Genomic DNA, 22,500 nt, shown 5'->3' with positions numbered 1-22,500 from the left:
GATATCTGATTTCTCTGCTCCATGAAAATCTTCTTTCGTAACATTCACTTGTACCTGAGCCTGGTTTCGGGGCTGATTATTGCCGTGGTGTGCCTGACGGGGGCCGTGCTGGTTTTTGAGAAAGAACTGGAGCAGGCCTGGCACCCCGAGCGCTACTTCGTGAAGCCCGAGCAGCGCCCCGCTCTGCCGCTTACGCTCCTTTCGAGCGCCGTAACGCACTACAAGCCGGGCGCCAAAATCTCGGGAGTAAAGATCTATACTGACCCCACCCGCACTGTGGAGTTCAGCCTGGCCGGTAGCAGCCCCGAGGGCGGCAAGAAGGATGGCCAGAAAAGCGAAGGCAGCTCAGCAGGCCACAGGGAAACCAAAGCTTCAGGCCCCGCCCAGGAAGTCGCTGCCCGCTCCGAAGGCAAAGGCGGAAAAGGTGGTAAGGGCGAAGGTGGCCCCGGCGGCCCGAAAGTATTTGTGAACCCGTACACCGGTGCGGTAACTGGGGAGCTGAACTACCGCGAAACGTTCTTCTTCACGATGATGGCCCTGCACCGCGGCATGGTAGGCGGCCCTATCGGCAAGCTGGTGGTGGGCGTGAGCACGGTGATGTTCCTGTTGATCATTGGCACTGGCCTGGTGCTGTGGTGGCCGGCCACCCGCAAGGCGCTGCAGCAACGCGTGAAGGTGAAGTGGAGCGGCGGCTGGAAGCGCGTAAACCACGATCTGCACATTGTGCTGGGGTTCTATTCGGCGCTGTTCCTGTTTGTATTTGCTTTCACTGGCCTGGCGTGGTCGTTTGAGTGGTTTAACAAGGGCATTTTCGCCATCACCAACTCGCCCATGCAGCGCCCCGAGCCACCTGTTTCCGCTGTACCAACGGGAGCAGTGGCGGCGCTACCACAGGCTGCCCCTGCCGCCCCCGGCTTATCGCCTGATGCCGTGCTGCAGCTGGTGCTGCGCCAGGTACCTCAGGCAGTCTACTACTCGCTTCAGCTTCCCAAAGATGCTAGCGCCAGCTTTAAGGTGGCCACGCTGCGCCGTGGGGCTGTGTATGAAAACGCCACCGATGAGATGTTTCTGGACCAGTACACCGGCAAGGTGTTAAGTCAGCAGACCTATGAGCAGCGCAACCTGGGGCAGCGGGTACGCGGCATGTTTAAGCCGGTGCATACCGGCGCGGTATTCGGCTGGCCATCTAAAATTATTGCGCTGGTGGTGTGCGTGCTGGGCTTCACATTTCCTATCACGGGCACCATCATGTGGCTGAACCGCCTGCGCAAAGCCAACAAGAAGCAGCGCAAGCTGGTGGGAGCCGTGGCCTAGCGCCTATGGTGGCCTAGCGCTCCACGCACGCTCTCACTTCCTTTTATTTTCCATTATGAGCAAGCGTCAGCATCGCTATAGAATTACGTTGGAGCATGTGGCGGCCAGCATGCCGGAGCAGCCCTTGCACGAGCCGCTTTCCCTCGATTTCACCAACCACGACGATGTATCTGCCATTGTGCAGCGTGTGCAAAACGCTCAGTTTCTGCCCCACGAGCAGGCCGCTGAGTTGGCACTGGGGGCCAAGCTGCTGGGCAATGTGCTGCTGGCCAACCGCGACAATCCGCTGTTTGCGGAGCTAGGCCAGGCGTTTGCTGATTTCGTGAAAAAGCTGAAGGCTCAGCCCCGGCCTACTGCCGAATAAGCTTCCCACTCTACTACCCAAAAGGCACTCACCAGGAAGGTGGGTGCCTTTTTTATTATCTGCTGTCACCGTTGGCTTATGCGGCTCAACCAAGATATTGCAGAGCTTTTATTCATGTGCACTTCCTGTTTCTTATTCTTTGTCCTCTGTCTGATATGAAGAAACTACTTACTCCTCTGCTAGGCCTGTTGCTAACGGTACCGGCCATGGCCCAGCAAGCTACCTTGCCCCAACGGCTGGCAGATAAAGCCTGCGACTGCATAGGCCAGCCCGCCGTTCCCGATTCTGCTCTGACGCGCCTCGAAAAATGCCTGCCGCAAGCCTTTGCCAGCGTCGTGAAGGAGGGCGGCGGGGCTGATGCTAAGGTGATGAACACGGTAGAAGGAATTCGGGGTTCTATGCGGCAGGCCCAGGAGTTGCTAGGCCAGTCTTGCCCGGCGGTTCGCAATGCCGTGGTGCAGCAGAAACAAACCAAATTTTACGCTACTTCCTCCGTTGCTTCGGCCGCAGTGGCCTACCAGGCCGGCTCCGATTTACTCGTGAAAAAGCAATACGCTGCCGCCCTGCCCCATTTCCTGACTGCCATCAAGCGGGATCCGCAATTCGTGAAAGCCCTCGACGATGCCGCCGTCTGCTACCGGCAAACCAAAGACCTGAAAAAAGCGGAAGCTTACTACGAGAAGTCGTTGTCTGTTTTTCCAGAAGGCAACTTGGCCCTGCTCAATATGGCCGTCGTGAAAACGCTGCAGCACAAAGACGACGACGCCCGCACCTACTACGAAAAACTGCGCTTCTTTCATCCCTACGATCCTGAGGGCTACTTCGGAGCCGGCAAAATGGCCCTGCTCCGCCGAGACTTTCCGCAGGCAATGCAGAACCTATTCAGCGCGCACCGGCTATACGTAGAGCAGGAATCGCCGTATCTCTCCGACAGCAACCGCCTGCTTACGGTGCTGTATAGCGCCATGAAGGAGCAAAACCAGCTTGATCTGTTTCGATCTACGGCCAAGGAATACAATCTCAACATCAGCGAATAACGCCCGCCTATGCTCCAACCCGCTCCGCCCGTGCTACCGCCTCCGTCTCCTTCCGAAAATCGCCTGCTGGCCCTGCTCCGCCGCGCCGGCCTTCTCGATTGGTTCTTGCTGGGCCTGATAGGCGTGGTAGCCCTGGCCTACCTGATTCCGGATGTGGGCAGCAAGGCTAGCCCTATTCCGTGGAAAGTCATCACGACGGCGGGCGTGGCCCTTATTTTCTTTTTCTATGGACTGCGCCTGAGCCTCGATAAGCTGCGGGCCGGCCTACGCAACTGGCGCCTGCATGTGGTGGTGCAGCTTACCACATTTGTAGTGTTTCCGCTGCTGGCATTGGCGTTGCGGCCCTTGTTTGTAGGAAAGGCGCTTGATATGTGGCCTAGCGTGTTCTTTTTGTGCACGCTGCCCAGCACTGTATCAACCTCGGTCGTGATGGTGAGTATTGCGCGCGGCAACCTGCCCGCGGCCATTTTCAACGCCAGCATCAGCAGCCTGCTGGGCATTGTGCTCACGCCCCTCTGGACCAGCCTGTTCCTGAATACCTCCGCCGAGGGCGGCAACCTCTGGCGCCTCGGCCTCGACTTGCTCTGGCAGGTGATTTTGCCGGTTGTGGTAGGCGTATTGCTCAACCACCGTTTCGGGAGCTTTGCCGAGCAACACAAAGGCTCACTGCGTATCTCCGATCAGGTGGTGATTCTGCTCATCGTGTTCACGGCGTTCTGTGAGTCGTTTGCGGAGGGTATTTTCCGCAGCTATCAGCCCCGCGATATTGCTTTGCTGGGCTTGGGTATGGTGGTGCTGTACTTCCTGATTTTTGGCGTAGTATGGGCCGTGAGCCGTATGCTGGGTTTCTCGCGGGCCGACCGCACCGTGGCGCTGTTCTGTGGTTCCAAGAAATCGTTGGTGCACGGCAGCGTAATGGCAAGCCTCTTGTTTCCGGGCATGGCCGCCACGGGGCTGCTCCTGTTGCCGCTCATGCTGTACCACGCCCTCCAGATTATTCTGGCCAGCATGATGGCCCAGCACATGGGCCGCCAGGCCGAAGCCGAAAAGGTGGCCTAGGCCACTCCCTGATGGTGGAATTTCAAAGGCTGGCACACCCACCTGACTTGGTGCAAGCACCCCTGAAAACGTGTCCTAAAGGCTGGCTGTAAGCGTAGGTATTGAGGTATCCGAAATTAGGATTTTGCGGCGTCAATAGGCTATATTTGGGGTTAATACCTCCCCCCAATTGGACTTCTCGGCATGAAACAACTTCTTCTCGCTTTTGCCTTATTTCTTACCACTACGGTTTCGCTTGCCCAGACGCCCACGCAGAAAGTGTTCGGTGCGGTAGTCAAAAACAACCCTGCTGACGTGGAAACGCTGCTGACTGCCGGGGCCGATGCAAACGCCCCAGTGGAAATGGTGCCCGGCTTTCCTACAACCTTCTTAATTATTGCCGCCGGCAACGGTCATCTTGAGGTAGTTAAGGCCCTGATCAAGCACAAAGCCCAGGTCGACAAAGCCGACAGCTTTAATGCCACTGCCCTGATGGCCGCCGCCGCCAACGGTAGCCTGGATGTAGTGGAGTTCCTGCTGGCCAATGGCGCCAACCCCAAAGCCAAGGACAAAGACGGCAAAGATGTACTGGCCAACGCCAAAGATGGCGGCAACGCCGATGTAGTAAAACTGATTCAGGCAAAAGCTAAGTAAGCAACACATTACCCAGACAACACATTACCCAGATAAGCCACAAAGGGGCGGACAGAGTTGTCCGCCCCTTTGTGAGTTTTATACAATTCGTCACCAGCAATGCGCCTTGGCTTTTTCGGGTGCCACAAAGGCCTGCATTGGCAGCAAAGAGTGGTTGCATTGGACTGACTTCCCTGGCAATTCATAATGCCATTCACCAACACGCCGCGTCTGGCCGATTGCTCTAAAGCTGAACCATATCATCCATTCCAGTACCTAAAGCCACTTATTAAGATTAAAATAAAATTAAAATAGTAATTATCTGACTTACCATTTTTCCGCGAACACACGTAGTACAGCTTGAGTTTACCCGAACGGAAGCGTTAGGGGCCTACAGTTTCTGAGGAAGTAAATGGCCGTGGCTTCATTTCCTTCACCCCTGCTTGAAACTCGTTTCAATCCAAAAACTATTTCTCATGAAAGAAACCCGCAACAGCATCATCGATATCTGGGGGCCACGCACTGGCTACGTAGGCCAGTGGCCTTCGCGCGTGGATGAGCACACGGAGGAAGAGCCCGAACGGTGGGTCCAATCAGCGTGCGTGCTGTGCTCCAATGGCTGCGGGATGGATATTGGGGTGAAGGAAGGCCGGATTGTAGGGGTGCGGGGCCGCGCTGCCGACCGCGTAAACAAAGGCCGCCTGGGGCCAAAAGGCCTTCATGGCTGGGTAGCCAACCACAGCCCCGACCGTCTCACCAAGCCTCTGATCCGGCGCGATGGGGTGCTGCAGGAAGCCAGCTGGGATGAGGCTATGAGCCTGATTGTGCAGCACTCCAAAGACCTGATTCGGGAGCATACTAGTGGGGCGCTGGGCTTCTATACGTCAGGCCAGCTCTTTATTGAGGAATACTACACCCTGGGGGTGCTCGGCAAAGCGGGCCTGGGCACGCCGCACATGGATGGCAATACGCGCCTGTGTACCGCCACAGCCGCCGCAGCCCTCAAAATTTCTTTCGGGACTGATGGGCAGCCGGGCTCTTACACTGACCTCGACACCACGGAAGCGGTGCTGCTCGTAGGCCACAACATGGCCTCGCAGCAAACGGTACTCTGGGCCCGCATTCTGGATCGGCTGGCAGGGCCCAACCCGCCTCAGCTGGTGGTCATTGATCCGCGCCTGACTTTCACCGCCGAGAAGGCCACGGTGCACCTGGCGCCCCGCGCCGGAACCAACACGGCCGTACTCAATGGCCTGCTTAACCTGCTCATTGAGGCCGACCACCTCGACCACGAGTTTATCAAGCAGCACACGCTGGGCTTTCAGGAGCTGCGCAAAACCGTGGAAAAGTGGACTCCTGAGCGGGTAGAAGCCCTTACGGGAGTGCCCGCCGAAAAATTGCTGGCCGCAGCCCTGATCTTAGGCACCAGTAAAACGCTGGTTTCTACGGCACTGCAGGGTGTGTATCAGTCGATGCAGGCTACGGCAGCGGCGGTGCAGATTAATAACATCCACCTGATTCGGGGGCTGATTGGCTCCAAGGGAAACGCCATTCTGCAGATGAACGGGCAGCCAACCTCCCAAAACACCCGGGAGTGCGGGGCCGATGGCGACCTGCCGGGCTTCCGCAACTGGAGCAACCCGGAGCACATTCAGGAACTGGCCCGCATCTGGAACGTCGACCCTGATATTATTCCGCACTGGTCCCCGCCCACGCATGCCATGCAGCTCTGGCACTATTGCGAGCAGGGCTCCATTAAGCTCCTCTGGATCAGTGCAACCAACCCGGCCGTATCGATGCCCGACCTGCCCCGCCTACGCAAGATTCTGGAGAAGGAAGACCTGTTCATCATTGTGCAGGATGCCTCCCTGACCGAAACAGCGCAATACGCTGATGTGGTGCTGCCCACGGCCATTTGGGGTGAGAAAACGGGCACTTTCACCAACACCGACCGTACCGTTCATATTTCCTACCAGGCTATACTGCCGCCCGGCGAGGCTCGCTCCGACTTCGATATCTTTCTGGACTACGCCCGCCGCATGGATTTCCGCAACAAGGACGGGCAACCGCTCATCAGCTGGAACACGCCGGAAGAAGCCTTCGAGGCCTGGAAAGTGTGCAGCAAAGGCCGCCCCTGCGACTACTCGGGCATGAGCTACGCCAAGCTCAGCGAGGGCTCCGGCATTCAGTGGCCCTGCAACGAGCAGTACCCCAACGGCGCCGAGCACCTCTACCCCGACCACATCTTCAATACCCAGCCCGAATACTGCGAAACCTACGGCTACGACCTGGAAACGGGCACCGAGGTTCAGGCAGAGGCCTACAAGGCCAACGACCCCAAAGGCAAGGCCTTCATAAAAGCCACGGATTACGAGCCACCCCATGAACAGCCCGACGAGGCCTACCCGCTGTGGTTTACCACCGGCCGGGTGGTGTACCACTTCCATACGCGCACCAAAACGGGCCGCTCCCGGGCTTTAAATGAGGCTGCGCCGGAGGGCTTTGTGCAGCTATCGGAGGAGGATGCCGCGCGCTATGGTATTGCGGAAGGCGAACTTGTAGAAGTAGAGTCTCGACGCGGCAAGGCAGTGGAGCCGGCCCGCATTGGGGGCATAGAGCCAGGGCTGGTGTTTATGCCCTTTCACTACGGCTACTGGGATAAAGACGACCGGCTCAGGGCAGCCAATGAACTGACCATCACGGAGTGGGACCCCATCAGCAAGCAGCCGCACTTCAAATACGCCGCCGTCCGGATTCGCAAACCCTAACCCCTACATACCATGAAGCTAGGAAACTACCTGGGTCTGGTTGAGAACAGCGAGAAGCAGCTGGCCGAGGCCCTTGAGAAAGTGGCGCGTCATCATAAAGACGAGCCCGATATTGAACAGACGTGCATGAAACTCTCAGCCTGGTCGGTGCGCCACCACGGGAAAATGCAGCCGTTTCTGGTGCGCTATTCCGCCGACAAAAGCGACGAACCCAACGAAATGGAGAAGGTGCTGTTCAGCCAGCCCCGCAGCGGCAGCCTGGCCCTACTCCGCGACCTGCACGACTTGTGGCTGCTGGCCAATGAGGTGGAGCTTTGCTGGGACATCCTCGGCAACGCCGCCTTAGGCCTCCGCGACAAAGAGCTGGAAGCAGCCTGCAGCGAGTTCCAAGCCGAAACCAAACGCCAGGTGGCCTGGCTACTGGCCCGCATTAAGCAGGCCGCTCCGCAGGCGCTGGTAGTGGCCTAGGCTGTGTAGACAGTGCCTAAAAGGCCGTCATGCTGAGCGCAGTCGAAGCATCTCGCTCGAATCGTTGAGTTACTAGCCCAACCTCAGCACGCGAGATGCTTCGGCTGCGCTCAGCATGACGTCCATACTAGAGCATTCTACTTCTTCGCGGAAGCCGTGGCAAAATGGTAGAGCATGCCGCCGAACGTCAGGAGCCAGGCGAGCAGGGCAATGTAGATGAAGTAGGCTGGTATAACCCGCAGCTGCGGCAGTTTGAGCGCTTCGGAAAGCCGCAGGGTTGCGGCGGTGTACATGCCCAGCGGGAACACCATGCTCCAATAAGTGGGTGCGTAGGTGAAGGCTGGGCGGGTTTTCAGGTGGTTCCAGAGGCACAAGCCCGCTACCAACGGGACCCACCATGTGCTCACAGCCCAGAAAAGCAGGCTGGTTCCCTTTACGAAGGGCAGCAAATCGGGCAGCCTTGGTGTTGCTCTAGGCCAGTAGCTATGCTGGCGCCGGCCAGTACCGCAATGGCGCTGGCACCCACACTTATCCAGTAGGCAGCGCCTACCTCTTCCTCGCCCAAGGGCTTGAAGGTAAGCCGATAGACCAGCAGCGTAATGAGCACCACGTAGAGCAAGCCACCAAGCAGAAACAGGCTTAGCAAACCAAACGCGCTTATTTCGGGCGCTATGTTCCAGCTTGGCAGCAGCTTGGCGCCGAGCACGGCCAGCGCTTCCGTGGCTACCACCAGCAACAGCCAGCCGCTATTAAAGCCCTTTTCCAGATCTGGCTTTTCCTCGCCCACACTCACGCCAAACAGAAAGCTGTAGAGCAGCACCACCCAGGAAACGGCCGCCAACACCCACAGCGCATTGCCTAGGCCAGTCTGTTGCCGTAGCTGCACGAGCTGGTTGCCGAGCAGGCACGTAGCTGGCACAAACGCCAGAAAAAGAGGCCCTTTCTTGTGCGAAGTCAGCTCGGTGCGCAGCCCCTCAAATGCCGTTACGGTCCGCAGCAACAACAGCAGCAGAAACAGCGGATAAAGCACCAGATTCAGATAAAATAACCCCTCCGCAACGGCAGTAAGCTGCAGTCCATCAGCGGCCAGTGAAATGATTCCGGTGGACATCACCAGCGCGAAGTAGGCCGGCGGGAACTGCTGAAATAGCTTTTTCATCAAGAGAGCGGGCCCTACATACTGGCCTAGGCCACTATACTTTGCCTATCCGGCACAGGTTAAAGTCGAGTTCTTGCTTTCACGCTGCTCAATACGGCTGCCTGCCACACGCTTGGGCACAAAAAAAGCGCCTGCCGTTTCCATCAGGCGCTTTTTCCAGAAATCAGACAGGCCTTCTACTGGCCTAGCGCAGCTTTTCGTGGAAGAAAGCCAGCGTGAGGGCCCACGCCTCGGCGGCGGCTTCGGGGTGATAGCTCGGGCGCTCGTCGCAGTGGAAACCGTGGTCGGCGTAGGATATAACGGTGTTGATGTAGGGCTTGCCGGCAGCATCTACGGCGTCCGTTACCTGAGCAATGTGCTCTTTACTGATGTGCGCATCTAGGCCACCCCAGAAGAACAGGTGGGGCGCGTGCAGATCTTTGGCGCGGTCGGTGAGGGTGTGGGTGCCACCGCCGTAGTACGATACGCCCGCCGAAAGCGGCAGCACGGCATTGGTGAGGAACGATACGCGCCCGCCCAGGCAAAACCCGATGCTCCCAATTTTATCCGTTACACCAGACTGGCCTAGCAGCCAATTGTAGCAGGCCTGCACATCGGCCGTCAGCCCTTCATTGGTGATGGCGTTGTAGTGCGGCAAAGCACCGGCAAAATTCGAGTACGGGATTTCCAGGCCCGGCTCGGCGGTGCGGTGGAAAATCTCGGGCGTTACTACTACATAACCCGCCTGGGCCAGTCGGTCGGCTATGTTGCGGATGTGGCCATTTACGCCGAATGCCTCCTGCAGCAAAATGATGCCGGGGTGCGGCCCCTCGGTGGTTGGGAAAGCCGTGTACGCGTTGAATTGGGTGTTGTCAGAAGCAGTAAGACTGATGGCGTTTGGGTAGCTCATGAAAGAAGTATTCTGGCGTGGAGGTTTGGCTACCTAAAGCGCGCTTTGCGGGTTTTGTTTTGCCGAGCCGGCGAAGAACCCCAGTATTCTGAACACCTTATTCAGGCAGAGCCAGTGGCCTAGGCCAGTCAAAACGTGTCATTCCGACGAAGGAGGAATCTGGATCAGCTTCTAGGCCAGTCACCGGATTCCTCCTTCGTCGGAATGACATATTTTACGACCAGACTGGCTTACCCACGCAACTGGAGCAGGCGCACAATCAGGCCGGTCCAGCCGGTTTGGTGGTTGGCGCCTAGGCCGTTGCCGTTGTCGCCGTGGAAGTACTCATGGAAGAGCAGGTTGTCGCGGAAGTGCGGATCGGTCTGCAGCATCTCGTTGTCGCCGAAGGCGGGTCGGCGACCATTTTCGTCCTTGAGCAGCAGCTTAGTGAGCCTGCCGGCCAGTGCCGTAGCTACCTGATTTAGATTCAGCAGCGTACCCGAGCCCGTTGGGTACTCCACGGTAAAGTTTTCGCCGTAGTAAAAGTAATAGCGCTGCAACGACTCGATGATGAGGAAATTGATGGGAAACCAGATGGGGCCGCGCCAGTTGGAATTGCCCCCAAACATGCTGCTTTCGGCCTCGCCGGGCACATATTGCACCACAAAATCGTCGTCCTCGGTGCTGAACACATAGGGATGCTCCAGGTGGTGGCGCGACATAGCCCGAATGCCGTAGTCGGAGAGAAATTCTGATTCGTCGAGCATGCGGGTGAGCAGCTTTTTGAGGCGCGACCTCCGCAACAGGCCCAGCAAATGCCGGGCGCCCTTCCCGGGCTCCTCCCAGCGCGAAACCAGCTGGGCCAGGTGGGGCCGGTTGTCAATCAGCCAGCGGGCGCGCGCCGTAAACTCGGGCATGGTGTCCAGCAAATCCTGCTCAATCACCTCTACCGCAAACAACGGAATCAGGCCCACAATCGAGCGCACTTTCAGCTTGGTGCGCTCCTCATCGGGCGTGTGCAGCACATCGTAATAGAAGCCATCTTCCTCGTCCCAGAGGTTAAAAAGGCCGTCGCCGCCGCGGGTCATGGCATCGGCGATGTAGAGGAAGTGCTCAAAGAACTTGCTGGCCATGTCCTGGTACACCGGGTTAGTTTTGGCCAGCTCCAGCGCCATGCGCATCATGTTCAGGGCAAACATGGCCATCCAGCTCGTGCCATCCGACTGCTCAATGAAGCCACCCGTGGGCAGCGCGGAGCTGCGGTCAAACACGCCAATGTTATCAAGCCCCAGGAAGCCGCCCTCGAAGATGTTCCGCTCGCTTTTATCCTTACGGTTTACCCACCACGCGAAGTTGAGCGCCAGCTTGTGGAATACGGCCTCCAGGAAGGTCGTATCGCCTTGCCCGTTCTGCAGTTTTTTATCCATCTGATACACGCGCCAGGTGGCCCAGGCGTGCACAGGGGGGTTTACATCCGAGAAGTTCCACTCATAGGCCGGCAGCTGGCCGTTGGGGTGCATGTACCAGTCGCGGGTGAGCAGGCGGAGTTGGTGCTTGGCGAAGCCGGCATCTACCATAGCCAGCGGAATGCAGTGGAAGGCCAGGTCCCAGGCGGCATACCACGGGTATTCCCACTTATCCGGCATCGAGATGATGTCGGCGTTGTGCAGGTGGCGCCAGTGGTGGTTGCGGCCTTTGCGGCGCTCGGGGGGCGGCGTAAGCACGGCTGGGTCGCCTTCCAGCCACTGGTTTACATCGTAGTAGTAATACTGTTTGCTCCAGAGCATCCCCGCAAAGGCCTGGCGCTGCACGTTGCGCACATCGGGGTCGGGCAGGTTTTCCTGAATGCATTCATAGAACTCATCGGCCTCCTGCTGGCGAGCCTGAAAGACCTGATCAAAATCCGAAAAAGCCGCCCCGATTTCTGCTTTGCTCAGGCGTAGCCGGACGGTGCGGGACTCGTTGGGTTGCAGCGTAAACTGGTAGTGGGCGGCCATTTTGGTGCCTTCCTGTCTCGCATTAATGGCCTGCTTATCGCCTTCTACTACGTAGTCATTGATGCCGTCTTTGAAATGCAGGCCCTTGGCAGGCAGGTTGTAGAGGCGGGCACCGTTGGTATCGTTTTCACAGAACAACAGCGGTGGCGCCTGCTCGCAGTAGAAGTGGTAGTGGCCTAGCGTGGCGTGGTCGGCTTGCACCGTGCCGGGAGCGGTTTCGCGCAGCACGGGCTTGGTATCATCATGGCCCCAGCTCCAGGTGTTCCGATACCAGAGCTGCGGCAACACCTGCACCGGCGCCGCCTTGGGGCCGCGGTTGTGAACCGTTACTTTTATTAGGATGTCGTCGGGGCCGGCTTTGGCATATTCGATGAACACATCGAAGTAGCGGCTTTTGCTGAAAATGCCGGTATCCAGCAGCTCGTATTCGGGCTCCTGCCGGTTGCGGCGGCCATTTTCCCGCACCAGCTTCCGGTACGGAAACGCCCGCTGCGGATACTTGTAGAGCATGCGCATGTAGGAGTGCGTGGGCGTACTGTCGAGGTAGTAGTACAGCTCCTTCACGTCCTCGCCGTGGTTGCCTTGCCCGTTGGTAAGGCCAAACAAACGCTCCTTCAGAATCTCGTCCTGCCCGTTCCAGAGACCTACGGCAAAGCATAGGAGCTGCTGGTCGTCGCAGATTCCGCCCAGGCCTTCTTCTCCCCAGCGGTAGGCCTTGCTGCGGGCCATATCGTGGGTAATATATTCCCAGGCGTTGCCCTCAGGGCTATAATCTTCGCGCACGGTACCCCACTGGCGCTCGGTGAGGTACGGCCCGAATTTCTTCCAGGGGGTTGTGGGAGCGGCTGATTCCGCTAAGCGTAGTTGTTCCTGCGTCATTGCAATTTGTAGCTCGTGGCTTTCTTGAATATAAAGGTTTGCGCATACTCAAGAAATGGTGTCGGTTAGCGCGGTGCGCGTCCGGCACATGGCCAAAGGTCGGGGTTCCGCGGAGGAAAGGCCCGATCTGGCTGAATGAAGTTCTGCCCTACTGCTTTTTGCGAAGGATGGTTGCTACGGTGGAGGTACGAGTGGGGCTGTAAGATGCTTATCTTAGGACTACTTACCTTGCTGCCACCCGATGCTCGTTCACGTTGATCTGGCCGTTGCCTTTCAGCTCTTCTGCCTAGTGCAGGGACTCACCACCGGCGCTTACTTGCTGATAGCTAAGCCTCGGCTGGCAGCTAACCGCTGGCTGGCCCTCCTGCTGCTAGGCCTAACGCTACAGGTAGCCGACTACTTTTTGAGCCGATCAGGTGTGTATTTCCGCAACCGCTGGCTATACTTCACTCCGCTGTTCTTTTCCTGGAGCTTTGGGCCGCTGCTGCTTAACTACCTGCTAGCCCGCTGTAATCGTCCGCCCTTACGGTGGCCACACTTCGTGCCAGTGGCGCTGCAGCTACTTTTCTACGTGGTGGTGGCCGCCCAATCGTTCGATACCAAAACCTGGTTCTGGCTGACCGTTCATAAGCCTTATACTCGCTACCTGGAACACTACGGCGCTGTGCTTTCGGTGCTGGTGTACGCCCGGTTAGCGTGGCGCCTTGTGAGTACACACGGTGGCCACCCGCGCTGGCTGGGCTGGGCGCTACCTGGCCTGGGCGTGTTTTATGTGCTGGCTGCCCTCGACCCATTTATCAACCGATATTATCTGCCGCCGGGCGCTCCTACGTTTTACCTCACGGGCCTTGTGCTGCCTCTACTGGCCTACGCGCTGGCACTCATAGGCTGGCTCCAGAACCGAAGCTTGACAGCCCACCTCACCTCGTCTGAGCTACTGACGGCTACAGTTTCATCAGCCTCCGCAGCGTCGGTGCCCCTCCCCGATCCTGAGCATCTGCGGTGCCTGGTAGCAGCCTTAGAGCAAGACCACCTGTACCGAAATCCAGACCTAACCCTCGATGTCCTAGCTCAACACTTGGGCCTTACCTCCAACATGGTATCGCAGCTACTGAACGCTGGCCTAGGCCAGTCGTTTCATGATGTCGTGAATGGCTACCGGCTGGAGGAAGTAAAGCGGCGCCTGCTCACCCCTGATGTGCAGCGGCTTACGGTGCTGGCCCTGGCCCTAGAAGCGGGCTTTAACTCGAAAACCACCTTCAACCGGGTGTTTAAGGAAAAGACGGGATGTACGCCCAAAGACTACCAAAAGAAGTACCATCCTACCCTTCGGGACGATTCGGTATCGGCCCAGACTTAGGTTTGCCGCATCATTAAGCCCCTAACCGATGCGCTTACCCTTCTACCTCTGCCTGCTCCTGCTGAGCACCCATTTGCCACCTCCTGCCCATGCTCAGGTGCCTGCCCGGACGAGTTCTGCTTCGGTCTCCTCGCGCATTCAACAGGTGGAAAACAGCCTACTGCCCTACGTACCGGTGGAGGGGCTGCAGGGCTGGAACCTGCTAGAGCGCATGCGCTACCACCGCGTACCGGGCCTGAGTATAGCAGTCATTAGGAACTACAAAATCGACTGGGTAAAGGCATACGGATTAGCCGACACGACTGCTCAAATTCCGGTCACGCCATCTACGTTATTCTCAGCGGGCTCTATCTCCAAATTGGCTACCGCTATGGCAGCCATGCAGCTGGTACAGCAAGGACGGCTGTCACTTGATGCGCCCATCAATACTTACTTAACATCTTGGAAGCTTCCTGAAAATGATTTCACGCGCAAGCGCCCCGTCACGTTGCGCCTGCTGCTGAGCCACCAGGGCGGCACCAGTCAGTCGGCGTATTTTGGGTTTGTGCCGAGCGCGAAACCTTTGCCTTCCGTGGTGGATATTCTGAGTGGGCAGCCGCAGGCCGAAACCCGCCCCGTAGTGGTAAATCAGGAGCCCGGCACAGGTTTTCAGTACTCCGGAGGCGGATACCTGGTGGCCCAGCTGGCCCTGATGGACGCCCTGAGCCAGGATTTCGCCACCCTAACTGATCAGCGGCTTTTCCGGCCCCTAAAAATGCGCTCTACTACCTTCGCGCAGCCACTACCCGCCTCCCTCCAGCGCCGGGCCGCCTGGGCCTATTCTGAGAATAGCTGGTTTAAAGGCGTGCCGTATGTGTATCCGCAGCAGGCCCCGGCCGGCCTCTACTCTACCCCAGCTGATTTAGCAAGCCTGCTGATAGAAATACAACAAGCCTATCGGGGCCGGGGGCAGGTGCTTACGCAGGCTTCGGCCAAAGCCATGCTCACGCCGCAGGCAGATGTATCAAGCGGCACCTACCGCGAGCAGATGGGCCTAGGGGCTTTCCTGCTGCAACGCGCCGACCGCACTGATGAAACCAGCCGCTACTTTGAGCATACGGGCGTAAACGCAGGGTTTCTGGCCTACGCCATGGGGAGCGTAACGGGCGGCAATGGGGTTGTCATCATGATGAACAATAACAACGGGGCGGCCGAGCTGGGCAAGGAGTTGCGGCGGGCCGTGGCAGAGGTGTATAACTGGCCCTATTTCCTCCCTGCGGCCATCCGCCCTGCCCAAGTTCCGGCGCAAACGCTAGCCGCCTACGCCGGCCGCTACCGCCGTGGCCCCGATGAAGTCCTGACCTTCCGCCGACAGGGAAACCACTTGCTGGAAACGATTAATGACGGCAGCGAAATCCTGACGTACCCTGTCGGGACCGATACGGTAGCTTTCACGGATTATGCCTTGCGAGGCGTGTTTGAGCGGGATGGGGCCGGTGCTGTTACGGGCTTCCGGATGCTGGGCGCAGAACAAGCAATGCCCCGCCTGGCCAACGACGACCTTTTGCCCGGCGAATACCTGCGCTTGGGTCGCGTTGCGGAAGCTGTAGCGGGCTATCGTGCCTTGCACTTAAATGATTATCAGCTTACCTACATGGCCTACGAGTTACTGAACAGCCGACCGGCGAAGCTAGCCGCGGCCGAGGGCCTACTAACGCTGGCCCAGGAGCAGTTTCCGCAGTCGGCTGTGGTATTTGCCCGCTGGGGCGATTTACACGCGCGGCAGGGCCAGGTAGCCAAAGCCATCAGTTCCTACCAAGCTGCCCTACGCCTCAACCCTGAGGACAAAGACCTGCAGGAGAAGCTGCTAACGCTTCAACCCCAGAAGTGAGGAACAAACCATCTGTCTGGGGTTGAAGCGTTAGCATAAGAACAAGAAGAGCAAGTCCGGTTTGCATACCCGGACTTGCTCCTCAAGCCTTGGCTTGCTGCTCGCTACTTTGCGGCCTGAATCTCGGCTGCGGCTTGCTCTACCAGCGTAGAAACCTGCGCGGCGCTGGGGCGCGTGGCGTGTTGCTGCTGAATCTGGCGCAATAGGTTTGTGAGGCCGCCCGCCACTCCGTAAGGCTTGAACTCCACAGCCATATTTTTGATGCGTGTGATGCCTTGCGTGAGGGCCGTGGTATCGTCGAGGTGGCCTAGCATCTCACCTAGGCCAGCCATCATCTCGAAACGGCCGTTTGGGTCAGCCGCATCAAACTTCTGCAGCACCAGCGGCCATTGCTCTAGGCCACCCGTTTGGCCATACACAGCTACCAAGGCCGCCGTGAGGCCCCCTTTGTTATCGGCTTCGAAAGCCGTGGCGCGGGCCAACGCCTGCTTGGGCTGCAAGGGCAGCAGGCCCTGCAGCGCGGCCCCCTGCACCCGATACGATTTGCTTTCCAGCGCCTTATCAAACAGCTTGGTATAACGCTTCTCCTTTAGGGTGCCCAGCGCCGTAAGTGCCGCCGCTTGCACAAACACGGATGGGTCGGAGGCCGCGAGCTTGGCCAGCGCGGGGGCGGCGGCTTTGCGCAGCTTTGGGTTCTTCAGGTCCAGCAGCTCAACAGCCATTCTGCGCAGCTCGGGGGAGGCATCCGTGAGGCCGGCTACCAGCGTTTTCTGCGCCAGCGGGTCGGTGAGCTGGGTCTGGGCGGCATTCAGGGCCTCCCGCCTGTCCTGGTAACGCGGGGCGTGGCGGTACTGGTAGGCGAATTCTGCCAGCGGCTTGTTGTCTTTCTTCTGCCAGACCAGTGTTTTATCGGCGTCTACATTCACCAGATCCGGCTTGCTGGCGGCCGGGAAGCGGAAGGTCTCGGTGGCTTGGCGCATCACAACCTGGTGGCGCTGGGGCTTGCCGTTCTGGTACACATCCACAGCCATCGGGAGCTGGAACACCTGGCCCGGCTGGGTTTGCTTAATGGTCACGGCCTGCTCCTTACGGGCCGCATCGTAGGCGTAATCAATGCTTACCACGGGGTGGCCTACGCCATAGTACCACTGGCTGAAAAACCAGTTCAGGTCCTGGCCCGAGGCCTCTTCCAGCGCCAGCCGCAGCTGGTGGGCCTCACCGTTGCCGAAGGCGTTCTGGGTTAAATATTTCTTGAGGCCCGCGAAGAAAACGTCTTCTCCGAGGTAGCTGCGCAGCATGTTCAGGATGCTGCCGCCCTTCTGGTAGCTCACGTTATCGAAGAGGTCTTCCTTGTCGTTGTACTGAAAGCGCACGAGTGGCAGCGTGTAGTTGCCGGGGCTGCGCAGGTAGTTGCGTAGGCTGCGGTCGGCCTGGGCCGCGCCGCCATCGGGGCCGTACTCGTGCTCGGCCCACAGCACCTCGCTGAAGTTGGCAAACGACTCGTTCACGGTCAGGTTGCTCCAGCTTTCAGCCGTTACCAAATCGCCGAACCAGTGGTGAAACAGCTCGTGCGCTATTTCGCGCTCCACGCCATTGTACTCCCAGTCCAGCAGCTCCCGTGGGGTACCCTGGGCCTGCTCTCCGAACAGCGAGGCGGTGGTGTTTTCCATGGCGCCGGTCGGGTACTCGCGGGTTACTACCTGGGCGTATTTATTCCACGGATATTCTACCCCGAGGCGCTGGGAGAAAAACTCCAGCATGCGGGGCGTTTTGCCGAAAATGGTGCGGGCCTGCTCCGTATACTTGGGCTCCAGGTAATAACTGACCTCCTTGCCACGCCAGGTATCCTTCGTGATGCGGAAGTCGCCGACGGCCAGCATGAACAGGTAGGGCGAGTGCGGCTGGTCCATCTTCCAGGTGTCGCGGCGCAGGCCCGGCCCGGCCGCCGACTGGCCTACCAGAGCCCCGTTGCTCAGCGTGACGTACTTGGCGGGCACCGTCAGGCTGATTTCGGAGGTGGTTTTCTGGTTGGGACTATCGATGGTGGGAAACCAGGCGGAGTTGGCCTGCGTCTCGCCCTGGGTCCAGATCTGCACGGGCTTGCCGGCCACGGCGCTATCGGGGTTGATGAAGTGCAGACCTTTACCATCGGAAATGATTTTGCTGCCCTTCACCTGCAGCTCCTCGGGCTTGGCCGTATACTCAATATAGACCGTGTAGGCCTCTCCGGCCGGCACTTGGCGGCCCAGGTGCACCAGCAGCTGTTGCTGATTGTACTCGAACTTCAGAGGCTGCGTCTGCTGGCCCATTAGTAGGCCTACCGCTTTGATATCCATGCCCTGGGCATCGAGCCGCAGCGAGTCGGTAGCGTAGCCCACCGGCTTGAGCGTCAGCCACTCCTGACCATAGGCGTAGCGCTTGGCGTAATCAAAGCGCAAGTCTAGCTTGGTGTGTACCAGCGCATTAATCTTACGCTCGGTGGTGCGGTAGGTAGTAGAAACCGGCTGCTGAGCGGAAGCCGTTGCAGTTGCGAGCAGGCCTACCAGGCCTAGCAATAAGAGGTTGCGCATTATAGAAACAAGGTGGATAAACTAGTACTACTGCAAGCCAGATGCTGAGAAGGCCGCAAGGGTTGCCTGAGACGTTAACCCCACCCTACTTCTTCTGCGGCGTTTTTCCGGTGAAGATCTTCTTCGGAATCATGCTATGGACGCCTTTGGTGCCATCCACCAGCTGCGTAATTTCCATGTTGGCGGCCACGCTGGCGAGCATGTAGGCGTCGTCGTGGGTAAGGCCTTTTTCCTTCATCAGAAAGTCAATCATTTCGCGCAGGGCCACTTTGGTGGCTTTGGTGAGGTCCTCATCGGTGCCCATCGTGATGTAGTCGGTGGGCGTTTCGGCGCGGGGCCAGGTCAGGTGCATATCCTTGCGCACGAAGAACTCTAGCGTGCCGGTCAGGGAGGTTTCTAGGGCCGTGATGTCTACCTCGCCATTGCCCTGGCCGGCGTGCCCATCTCCTACTTCAAACAATGCCCCGGCCACGTGTACCGGAATGTAGAGCGTGGTGCCCGCTACCAGTTCTTTATTATCGAGGTTGCCGGCGTGGATGCCGGGCGGCGCGCTGTTGATGCGGCCCGCGGCGGGTGGCGGTGCCACGCCCATGCTCCCGAAAAACGGCCGCAGCGGCACTTCTATGCCCGGCGCGAAGTTGGCCACCATGCGCTTTTTATCCAGCGGAATGATGCGCATTTTGGCGTAGCCGAAATCCTCGGGCAAAAAGCCGCTGGTGGGCCCGAAGGCGTTGTAGGCGTACGGAATGGCCAGCTCCACCTTTCGGATGCGCACTTCCAGCACGTCGCCGGGCTCGGCGCCTTCCACGTAAATAGGCCCCGTGAGAATGTGTCCGCCCGGACCTTTGTTGGTGACGGCCTGATAAATATCCCGCAAGGATTGTTCTACCTGCGCGGGGGCCACGCCGGCCCCTTCCAGGCGCGTGGGGCTGGAGGTAATGAGCGTCTGGACTTCTACCTTGTCGCCGGACTTAATGCGCAATACGGGCTGAGCAGCGGCATCGTAAAAACCCCAGGCCACGGTGGTGGGCGTGGGCTTTAGCTGGTGCGTGGTAGGCTTGCCGGCCGCCGCATTTTGCTGCGCCACTGCGCCGGTATTGAGCAGCAGGCCCAAGCCGATGGCCAGCGTGCCAGGTAAGAGAATAGAGGGGAGTTTCATCAGGAAGCAGTAGCCTTGGAAGATGCCCCAAGCTACGGACCATTAGCCATAACCCGCTGCTGTGCCTCGCTGAAAATTCGGCCCCGCTCCTACCGGCCTAGACCAGTGAGAACGGGGCCGAACGGTAGCCTTGCCTGCTGCCAACCAGGCGCCTCTAGAGCTGCTTGGTCATCAGCAGCCCGCTGTAGGAGTAGCCGTTTGCGTTCAGGCCCTGAACCGGCGCGAACGAGTACCCGTTGCTGCGGCCGGTTTTGTGGAGCTGCGGCACCACTACGCCCATGGTAGCCCCTAGAGCATAGCCTACCAAATTATCGGAGAGGAAGTGCTTGCCGGCCTCAATGCGCGTGTAGGCCACTGCCGCCGGCAGCAGCGCCGCCGCGCCCCACACGAAGGGCTCGGCCGGCGAATCGGGGTTGAAATCGTGGAAGACTTTGGCGGCGAAGAAAGTGGCCGTGGCCGTATGCGCCGTGTGGCCCGCGAAGAAGGAGTTGGTGGAAATCTTGCTGTTGCGCGAGGCGCCGCCTTCCGAGCCATACAGGAATGGCCGGTAGCGCGTTACGGTCCCGACGGTGGTCGTGAAAATGGCATCGGTGGCCAGCATAGTTTGCAGGTACAGGCCTAGCACCTGGCCGTAGTGGCCACGCACATCCTCGTTCAGGGCTAGCAGGCCAGGCGCGGCCAGCAGTGAGCCGTAGCAGAGAAAGTCGCCGGCCGTTTGGGCCGACCTGCTGAAGTTGCCCGCCGAGAACCGGTCGAACTTCGGCACATCATTCTTGCTGAGGGTTGCCAGCTGCTCATTGGTCAGTCCGTCTTTTTGCTGCACCAGATACAGGCCTAGGCCACTCACGGCACCCAGCCCAAGCGTAATAGGCGCATCTACCGCAAAGCGGGTCTTGTAGGGCGAACGGGAGGTTTTCTGCGCCGTAGCGTCGGGTTTGGGGGCCAGAAATAAGGCTCCAGCAAGAAACAGAGAGGAGAAATATCGCATCAGTTACGGAAATAGAATGAGCGTGAAACGGGTAACTCATCCATAAGGTTGAAGCCCGCTGCCCGCATATGGCCTTGCTAGGGCGGCGCTGCTGCTAGGCCACTTCATCCGGAGGAACATTAGGCCGGATGCGAGCCAGAGCGCTTGTTCCCGCCCTTTAGCTTTTTAGCGGCATGCTAGGCATGTCTGATGCAGCCATGCGGGCATTCTGCGCGTTAAATGGCTTACTTGCTTTCCCTTTTTGAAAAAGAACGCTCCACCGAACCTACTTACCTTATGAAAAATACGTTTTCCCGCTACTGGCTGCTGCCTACGGCACTGGTTGGGAGCCTGTCGTTGCTGGCCCTTAAGCCCACCAAAACGATAGTGCCCGACGCTGATAATGCCGGCCTGAAGTTGCCCGCTGGCTTCGGGGCCCTGAAAGTAGCCGAAACGGGTGCCCGCACCCGCCACATTACCATCACGCACCAGGGGACCATCTTCGTGAAGCTGAACCGGCCCAACGCTGCCGGCAAAGGTGTGCTGATGCTGCGCGAGAACAGCAGCGGCAAAGCCGAAGTGGTGAGCGGCTTCGGCAACTACGGCGGCACGGGCATCTACAGCACCCCCGAGTACCTGTTTGCCTCTTCCGACCAGGAAGTTTTCCGCTACAAGCTCAACGGCAAAGGCGAAGTCACGAACCCTGAGCAGCCCGAGAAAATCATCACGGGCTTGCTCAACCGCAAGCAGCACGAAAGCAAGTCCATCACACTGGATAAAGCGGGCAACATCTACGTGAATGTGGGCGCTTACTCCAACGCCTGCCAGGTGAAAGACCGCCAGAAAGGCTCGTTGGGCATGCCCAATTGCCCCGTTCTCGACTCGGCGGGCGGCATCTGGCAGTTCCGCGCCGACAAGCTCAACCAGACCTACGGCAACGGAATTCGCTACGCTACTGGCCTACGCAACGTGGTGGGCCTCGACTGGAACACGCAGGCCAATCAGCTCTTTGTGATGCAGCACGGCCGCGACCAGCTCTACGACAACTTTCCGAACTTATATGACAGCAAGCAGTCGGCGGAGCTGCCCGCGGAGTGCATGTATGCCCTGAAAAAAGGCGATAACGCCGGCTGGCCTTACCTGTACTACGATAACATCCAGCACAAGAAAATGGTAGGCCCCGAGTACGGCGGCGACGGTAAGAAAGAAGCTACCGGCAACTACATTGACCCTGCCGCGGCGTACCCCGCCCACACGGCTCCCAACGCCCTGCTGTTCTACACCGGCACCATGTTCCCCGAGAAATACCGCAACGGCGCTTTCATAGCCTTCCACGGTTCCTGGAACCGCGCCCCCGAGCCCCAGAAAGGCTATTACGTAGTGTTCCAGCCCTTCAAAGATGGCAAGCCTTCCGGCGACTGGGAAGTGTTTGCCGATAATTTCGCGGGCACGCCGGCCAATGCCGCTGCAGGTCGGCCCGATCATAAGCCCTGCGGCCTGGCCCAAGGCCCCGATGGCTCGCTCTACGTCACCGACGACAAGAAAGGCACCATTTACCGCATTGTGTACGCCAAAAAATAAGCCTTTCGATGAAGCATATTCTTGCTGTTCTGTGCGCGCTGGCCTGGTATAGCAGCCCGGTCCTGGCCCAGAAAAAACCGGCCCCTAAAGCCAAACCTGCCCCGGCAAAAACAGCGGCTATTTCGGCAGCCACGCTGGCGGCTGGCAAAACCGTGTACGTCCAGAACTGCCTTACCTGCCACCAGGCCGATGGCGGTGGCGTAGATGGCCTCAACCCGCCTCTCACCAAAACCAGCTACGTACTAGGCGACAAAACCCGCTTAGTAAAAGTGGTGCTCAATGGCTTACAGGGCGAAGACATTGAGGGAGAGCCTTACAACAACGTGATGCCCGGTTTCGAGGCCCTTACGGATCAGCAGATTGCCGACGTGCTGACCTACGTACGCAACAGCTTCGGCAACAAAGCCAGCGCCGTGAAGGCTCCGGAAGTGAAAGTTATCAGGACAACCAGCAAAAAGTAAAGCTGCT

18 protein-coding genes are annotated in these 22,500 nt (G+C 58.7%); 11 read left to right on the top strand and 7 right to left on the bottom strand.

The features are described from left to right. The first annotated feature begins 21 nt into the window (after window positions 1-21). The 7 genes from CFT68_RS01930 to CFT68_RS01900 all read left to right on the top strand — a co-directional run bounded on the left by CFT68_RS01930 (window position 22) and on the right by CFT68_RS01900 (window position 7,622). Entirely contained in the window at window positions 22-1,314 is a 1,293-nt protein-coding gene (locus CFT68_RS01930; RefSeq protein WP_088841739.1) for a PepSY-associated TM helix domain-containing protein, read from the top strand. Between the two features lie 55 nt (window positions 1,315-1,369). After that, window positions 1,370-1,678, top strand: a complete 309-nt coding sequence (locus tag CFT68_RS01925; RefSeq protein ID WP_088841738.1) for a DUF3861 domain-containing protein — start codon at window positions 1,370-1,372, stop codon at window positions 1,676-1,678. A gap of 155 nt (window positions 1,679-1,833) precedes the next feature. After that, the gene (locus CFT68_RS01920; RefSeq protein WP_088841737.1) at window positions 1,834-2,715 is read left to right on the top strand and encodes a tetratricopeptide repeat protein; all 882 of its coding nucleotides are present in this window, start codon (window positions 1,834-1,836) and stop codon (window positions 2,713-2,715) included. Window positions 2,716-2,724: 9 nt separating this feature from the next. Further along, window positions 2,725-3,774 (top strand): bile acid:sodium symporter family protein, encoded by a 1,050-nt coding sequence (locus CFT68_RS01915; protein ID WP_088841736.1) that lies wholly within the window; start codon window positions 2,725-2,727, stop codon window positions 3,772-3,774. A 183-nt stretch (window positions 3,775-3,957) separates the two neighbouring features. After that, window positions 3,958-4,407, top strand: a complete 450-nt coding sequence (locus CFT68_RS01910; RefSeq protein WP_088841735.1) for an ankyrin repeat domain-containing protein — start codon at window positions 3,958-3,960, stop codon at window positions 4,405-4,407. A gap of 455 nt (window positions 4,408-4,862) precedes the next feature. After that, complete coding sequence (locus tag CFT68_RS01905) at window positions 4,863-7,154, top strand: molybdopterin oxidoreductase family protein (RefSeq protein WP_088841734.1); 2,292 nt, start codon at window positions 4,863-4,865, stop codon at window positions 7,152-7,154. A gap of 12 nt (window positions 7,155-7,166) precedes the next feature. Continuing rightward, window positions 7,167-7,622 carry a molybdopterin oxidoreductase gene (locus CFT68_RS01900; protein WP_088841733.1) on the top strand — a complete coding sequence of 152 codons (456 nt, stop codon included), beginning with the start codon at window positions 7,167-7,169 and terminating at the stop codon, window positions 7,620-7,622. A gap of 137 nt (window positions 7,623-7,759) precedes the next feature. Here CFT68_RS01900 and CFT68_RS22235 read toward each other — a convergent pair whose 3' ends face one another. The 4 genes from CFT68_RS22235 to CFT68_RS01880 all read right to left on the bottom strand — a co-directional run bounded on the left by CFT68_RS22235 (window position 7,760) and on the right by CFT68_RS01880 (window position 12,525). Further along, window positions 7,760-8,071: an SLAC1 family transporter gene (locus CFT68_RS22235; RefSeq protein ID WP_262490702.1), complete on the bottom strand. Its 312-nt coding sequence runs from the start codon at window positions 8,069-8,071 to the stop codon at window positions 7,760-7,762. Continuing rightward, the gene (locus tag CFT68_RS01890) at window positions 8,056-8,781 is read right to left on the bottom strand and encodes a tellurite resistance/C4-dicarboxylate transporter family protein (protein WP_088841731.1); all 726 of its coding nucleotides are present in this window, start codon (window positions 8,779-8,781) and stop codon (window positions 8,056-8,058) included. Before CFT68_RS01890 ends, CFT68_RS22235 begins: the two co-directional genes overlap by 16 nt. A gap of 184 nt (window positions 8,782-8,965) precedes the next feature. Then, a complete protein-coding gene (locus tag CFT68_RS01885; RefSeq protein ID WP_088841730.1) occupies window positions 8,966-9,670 on the bottom strand; it encodes a dienelactone hydrolase family protein in 705 nt (234 codons plus the stop codon). Window positions 9,671-9,900: 230 nt separating this feature from the next. Beyond that, window positions 9,901-12,525 (bottom strand): MGH1-like glycoside hydrolase domain-containing protein, encoded by a 2,625-nt coding sequence (locus CFT68_RS01880; RefSeq protein WP_088841729.1) that lies wholly within the window; start codon window positions 12,523-12,525, stop codon window positions 9,901-9,903. A gap of 241 nt (window positions 12,526-12,766) precedes the next feature. Between CFT68_RS01880 and CFT68_RS01875 the strand changes: the two genes are divergently transcribed. Both CFT68_RS01875 and CFT68_RS01870 read left to right on the top strand, forming a co-directional pair. After that, on the top strand, window positions 12,767-13,885 hold the full coding sequence (locus CFT68_RS01875) for a helix-turn-helix domain-containing protein (protein ID WP_088841728.1): 1,119 nt from the start codon (window positions 12,767-12,769) through the stop codon (window positions 13,883-13,885). A 28-nt stretch (window positions 13,886-13,913) separates the two neighbouring features. Next, window positions 13,914-15,755 (top strand): serine hydrolase, encoded by a 1,842-nt coding sequence (locus CFT68_RS01870; RefSeq protein WP_088841727.1) that lies wholly within the window; start codon window positions 13,914-13,916, stop codon window positions 15,753-15,755. A gap of 104 nt (window positions 15,756-15,859) precedes the next feature. Here CFT68_RS01870 and CFT68_RS01865 read toward each other — a convergent pair whose 3' ends face one another. The 3 genes from CFT68_RS01865 to CFT68_RS01855 form a co-directional block, all read right to left on the bottom strand. Next, the gene (locus CFT68_RS01865; protein WP_088841726.1) at window positions 15,860-18,325 is read right to left on the bottom strand and encodes a M1 family aminopeptidase; all 2,466 of its coding nucleotides are present in this window, start codon (window positions 18,323-18,325) and stop codon (window positions 15,860-15,862) included. Between the two features lie 85 nt (window positions 18,326-18,410). Next, entirely contained in the window at window positions 18,411-19,484 is a 1,074-nt protein-coding gene (locus tag CFT68_RS01860; RefSeq protein ID WP_088841725.1) for an acetamidase/formamidase family protein, read from the bottom strand. Window positions 19,485-19,638: 154 nt separating this feature from the next. Next, window positions 19,639-20,472 carry a phosphatase PAP2 family protein gene (locus CFT68_RS01855; protein WP_088841724.1) on the bottom strand — a complete coding sequence of 278 codons (834 nt, stop codon included), beginning with the start codon at window positions 20,470-20,472 and terminating at the stop codon, window positions 19,639-19,641. Window positions 20,473-20,748: 276 nt separating this feature from the next. Here CFT68_RS01855 and CFT68_RS01850 point away from each other — a divergent pair, with 276 nt between their 5' ends. After that, window positions 20,749-22,032: a PQQ-dependent sugar dehydrogenase gene (locus CFT68_RS01850; RefSeq protein WP_088843639.1), complete on the top strand. Its 1,284-nt coding sequence runs from the start codon at window positions 20,749-20,751 to the stop codon at window positions 22,030-22,032. A gap of 8 nt (window positions 22,033-22,040) precedes the next feature. Next, the gene (locus tag CFT68_RS01845) at window positions 22,041-22,493 is read left to right on the top strand and encodes a c-type cytochrome (protein WP_088841723.1); all 453 of its coding nucleotides are present in this window, start codon (window positions 22,041-22,043) and stop codon (window positions 22,491-22,493) included. Window positions 22,494-22,500: the final 7 nt, after the last annotated feature.

The sequence above is a fragment of the Hymenobacter gelipurpurascens genome (genome assembly GCF_900187375.1).
GTDB lineage: Bacteria > Bacteroidota > Bacteroidia > Cytophagales > Hymenobacteraceae > Hymenobacter > Hymenobacter gelipurpurascens.
Note: the sequence above shows the minus strand (reverse complement) of the source record. Positions and strands in the feature narration are given on the sequence as shown.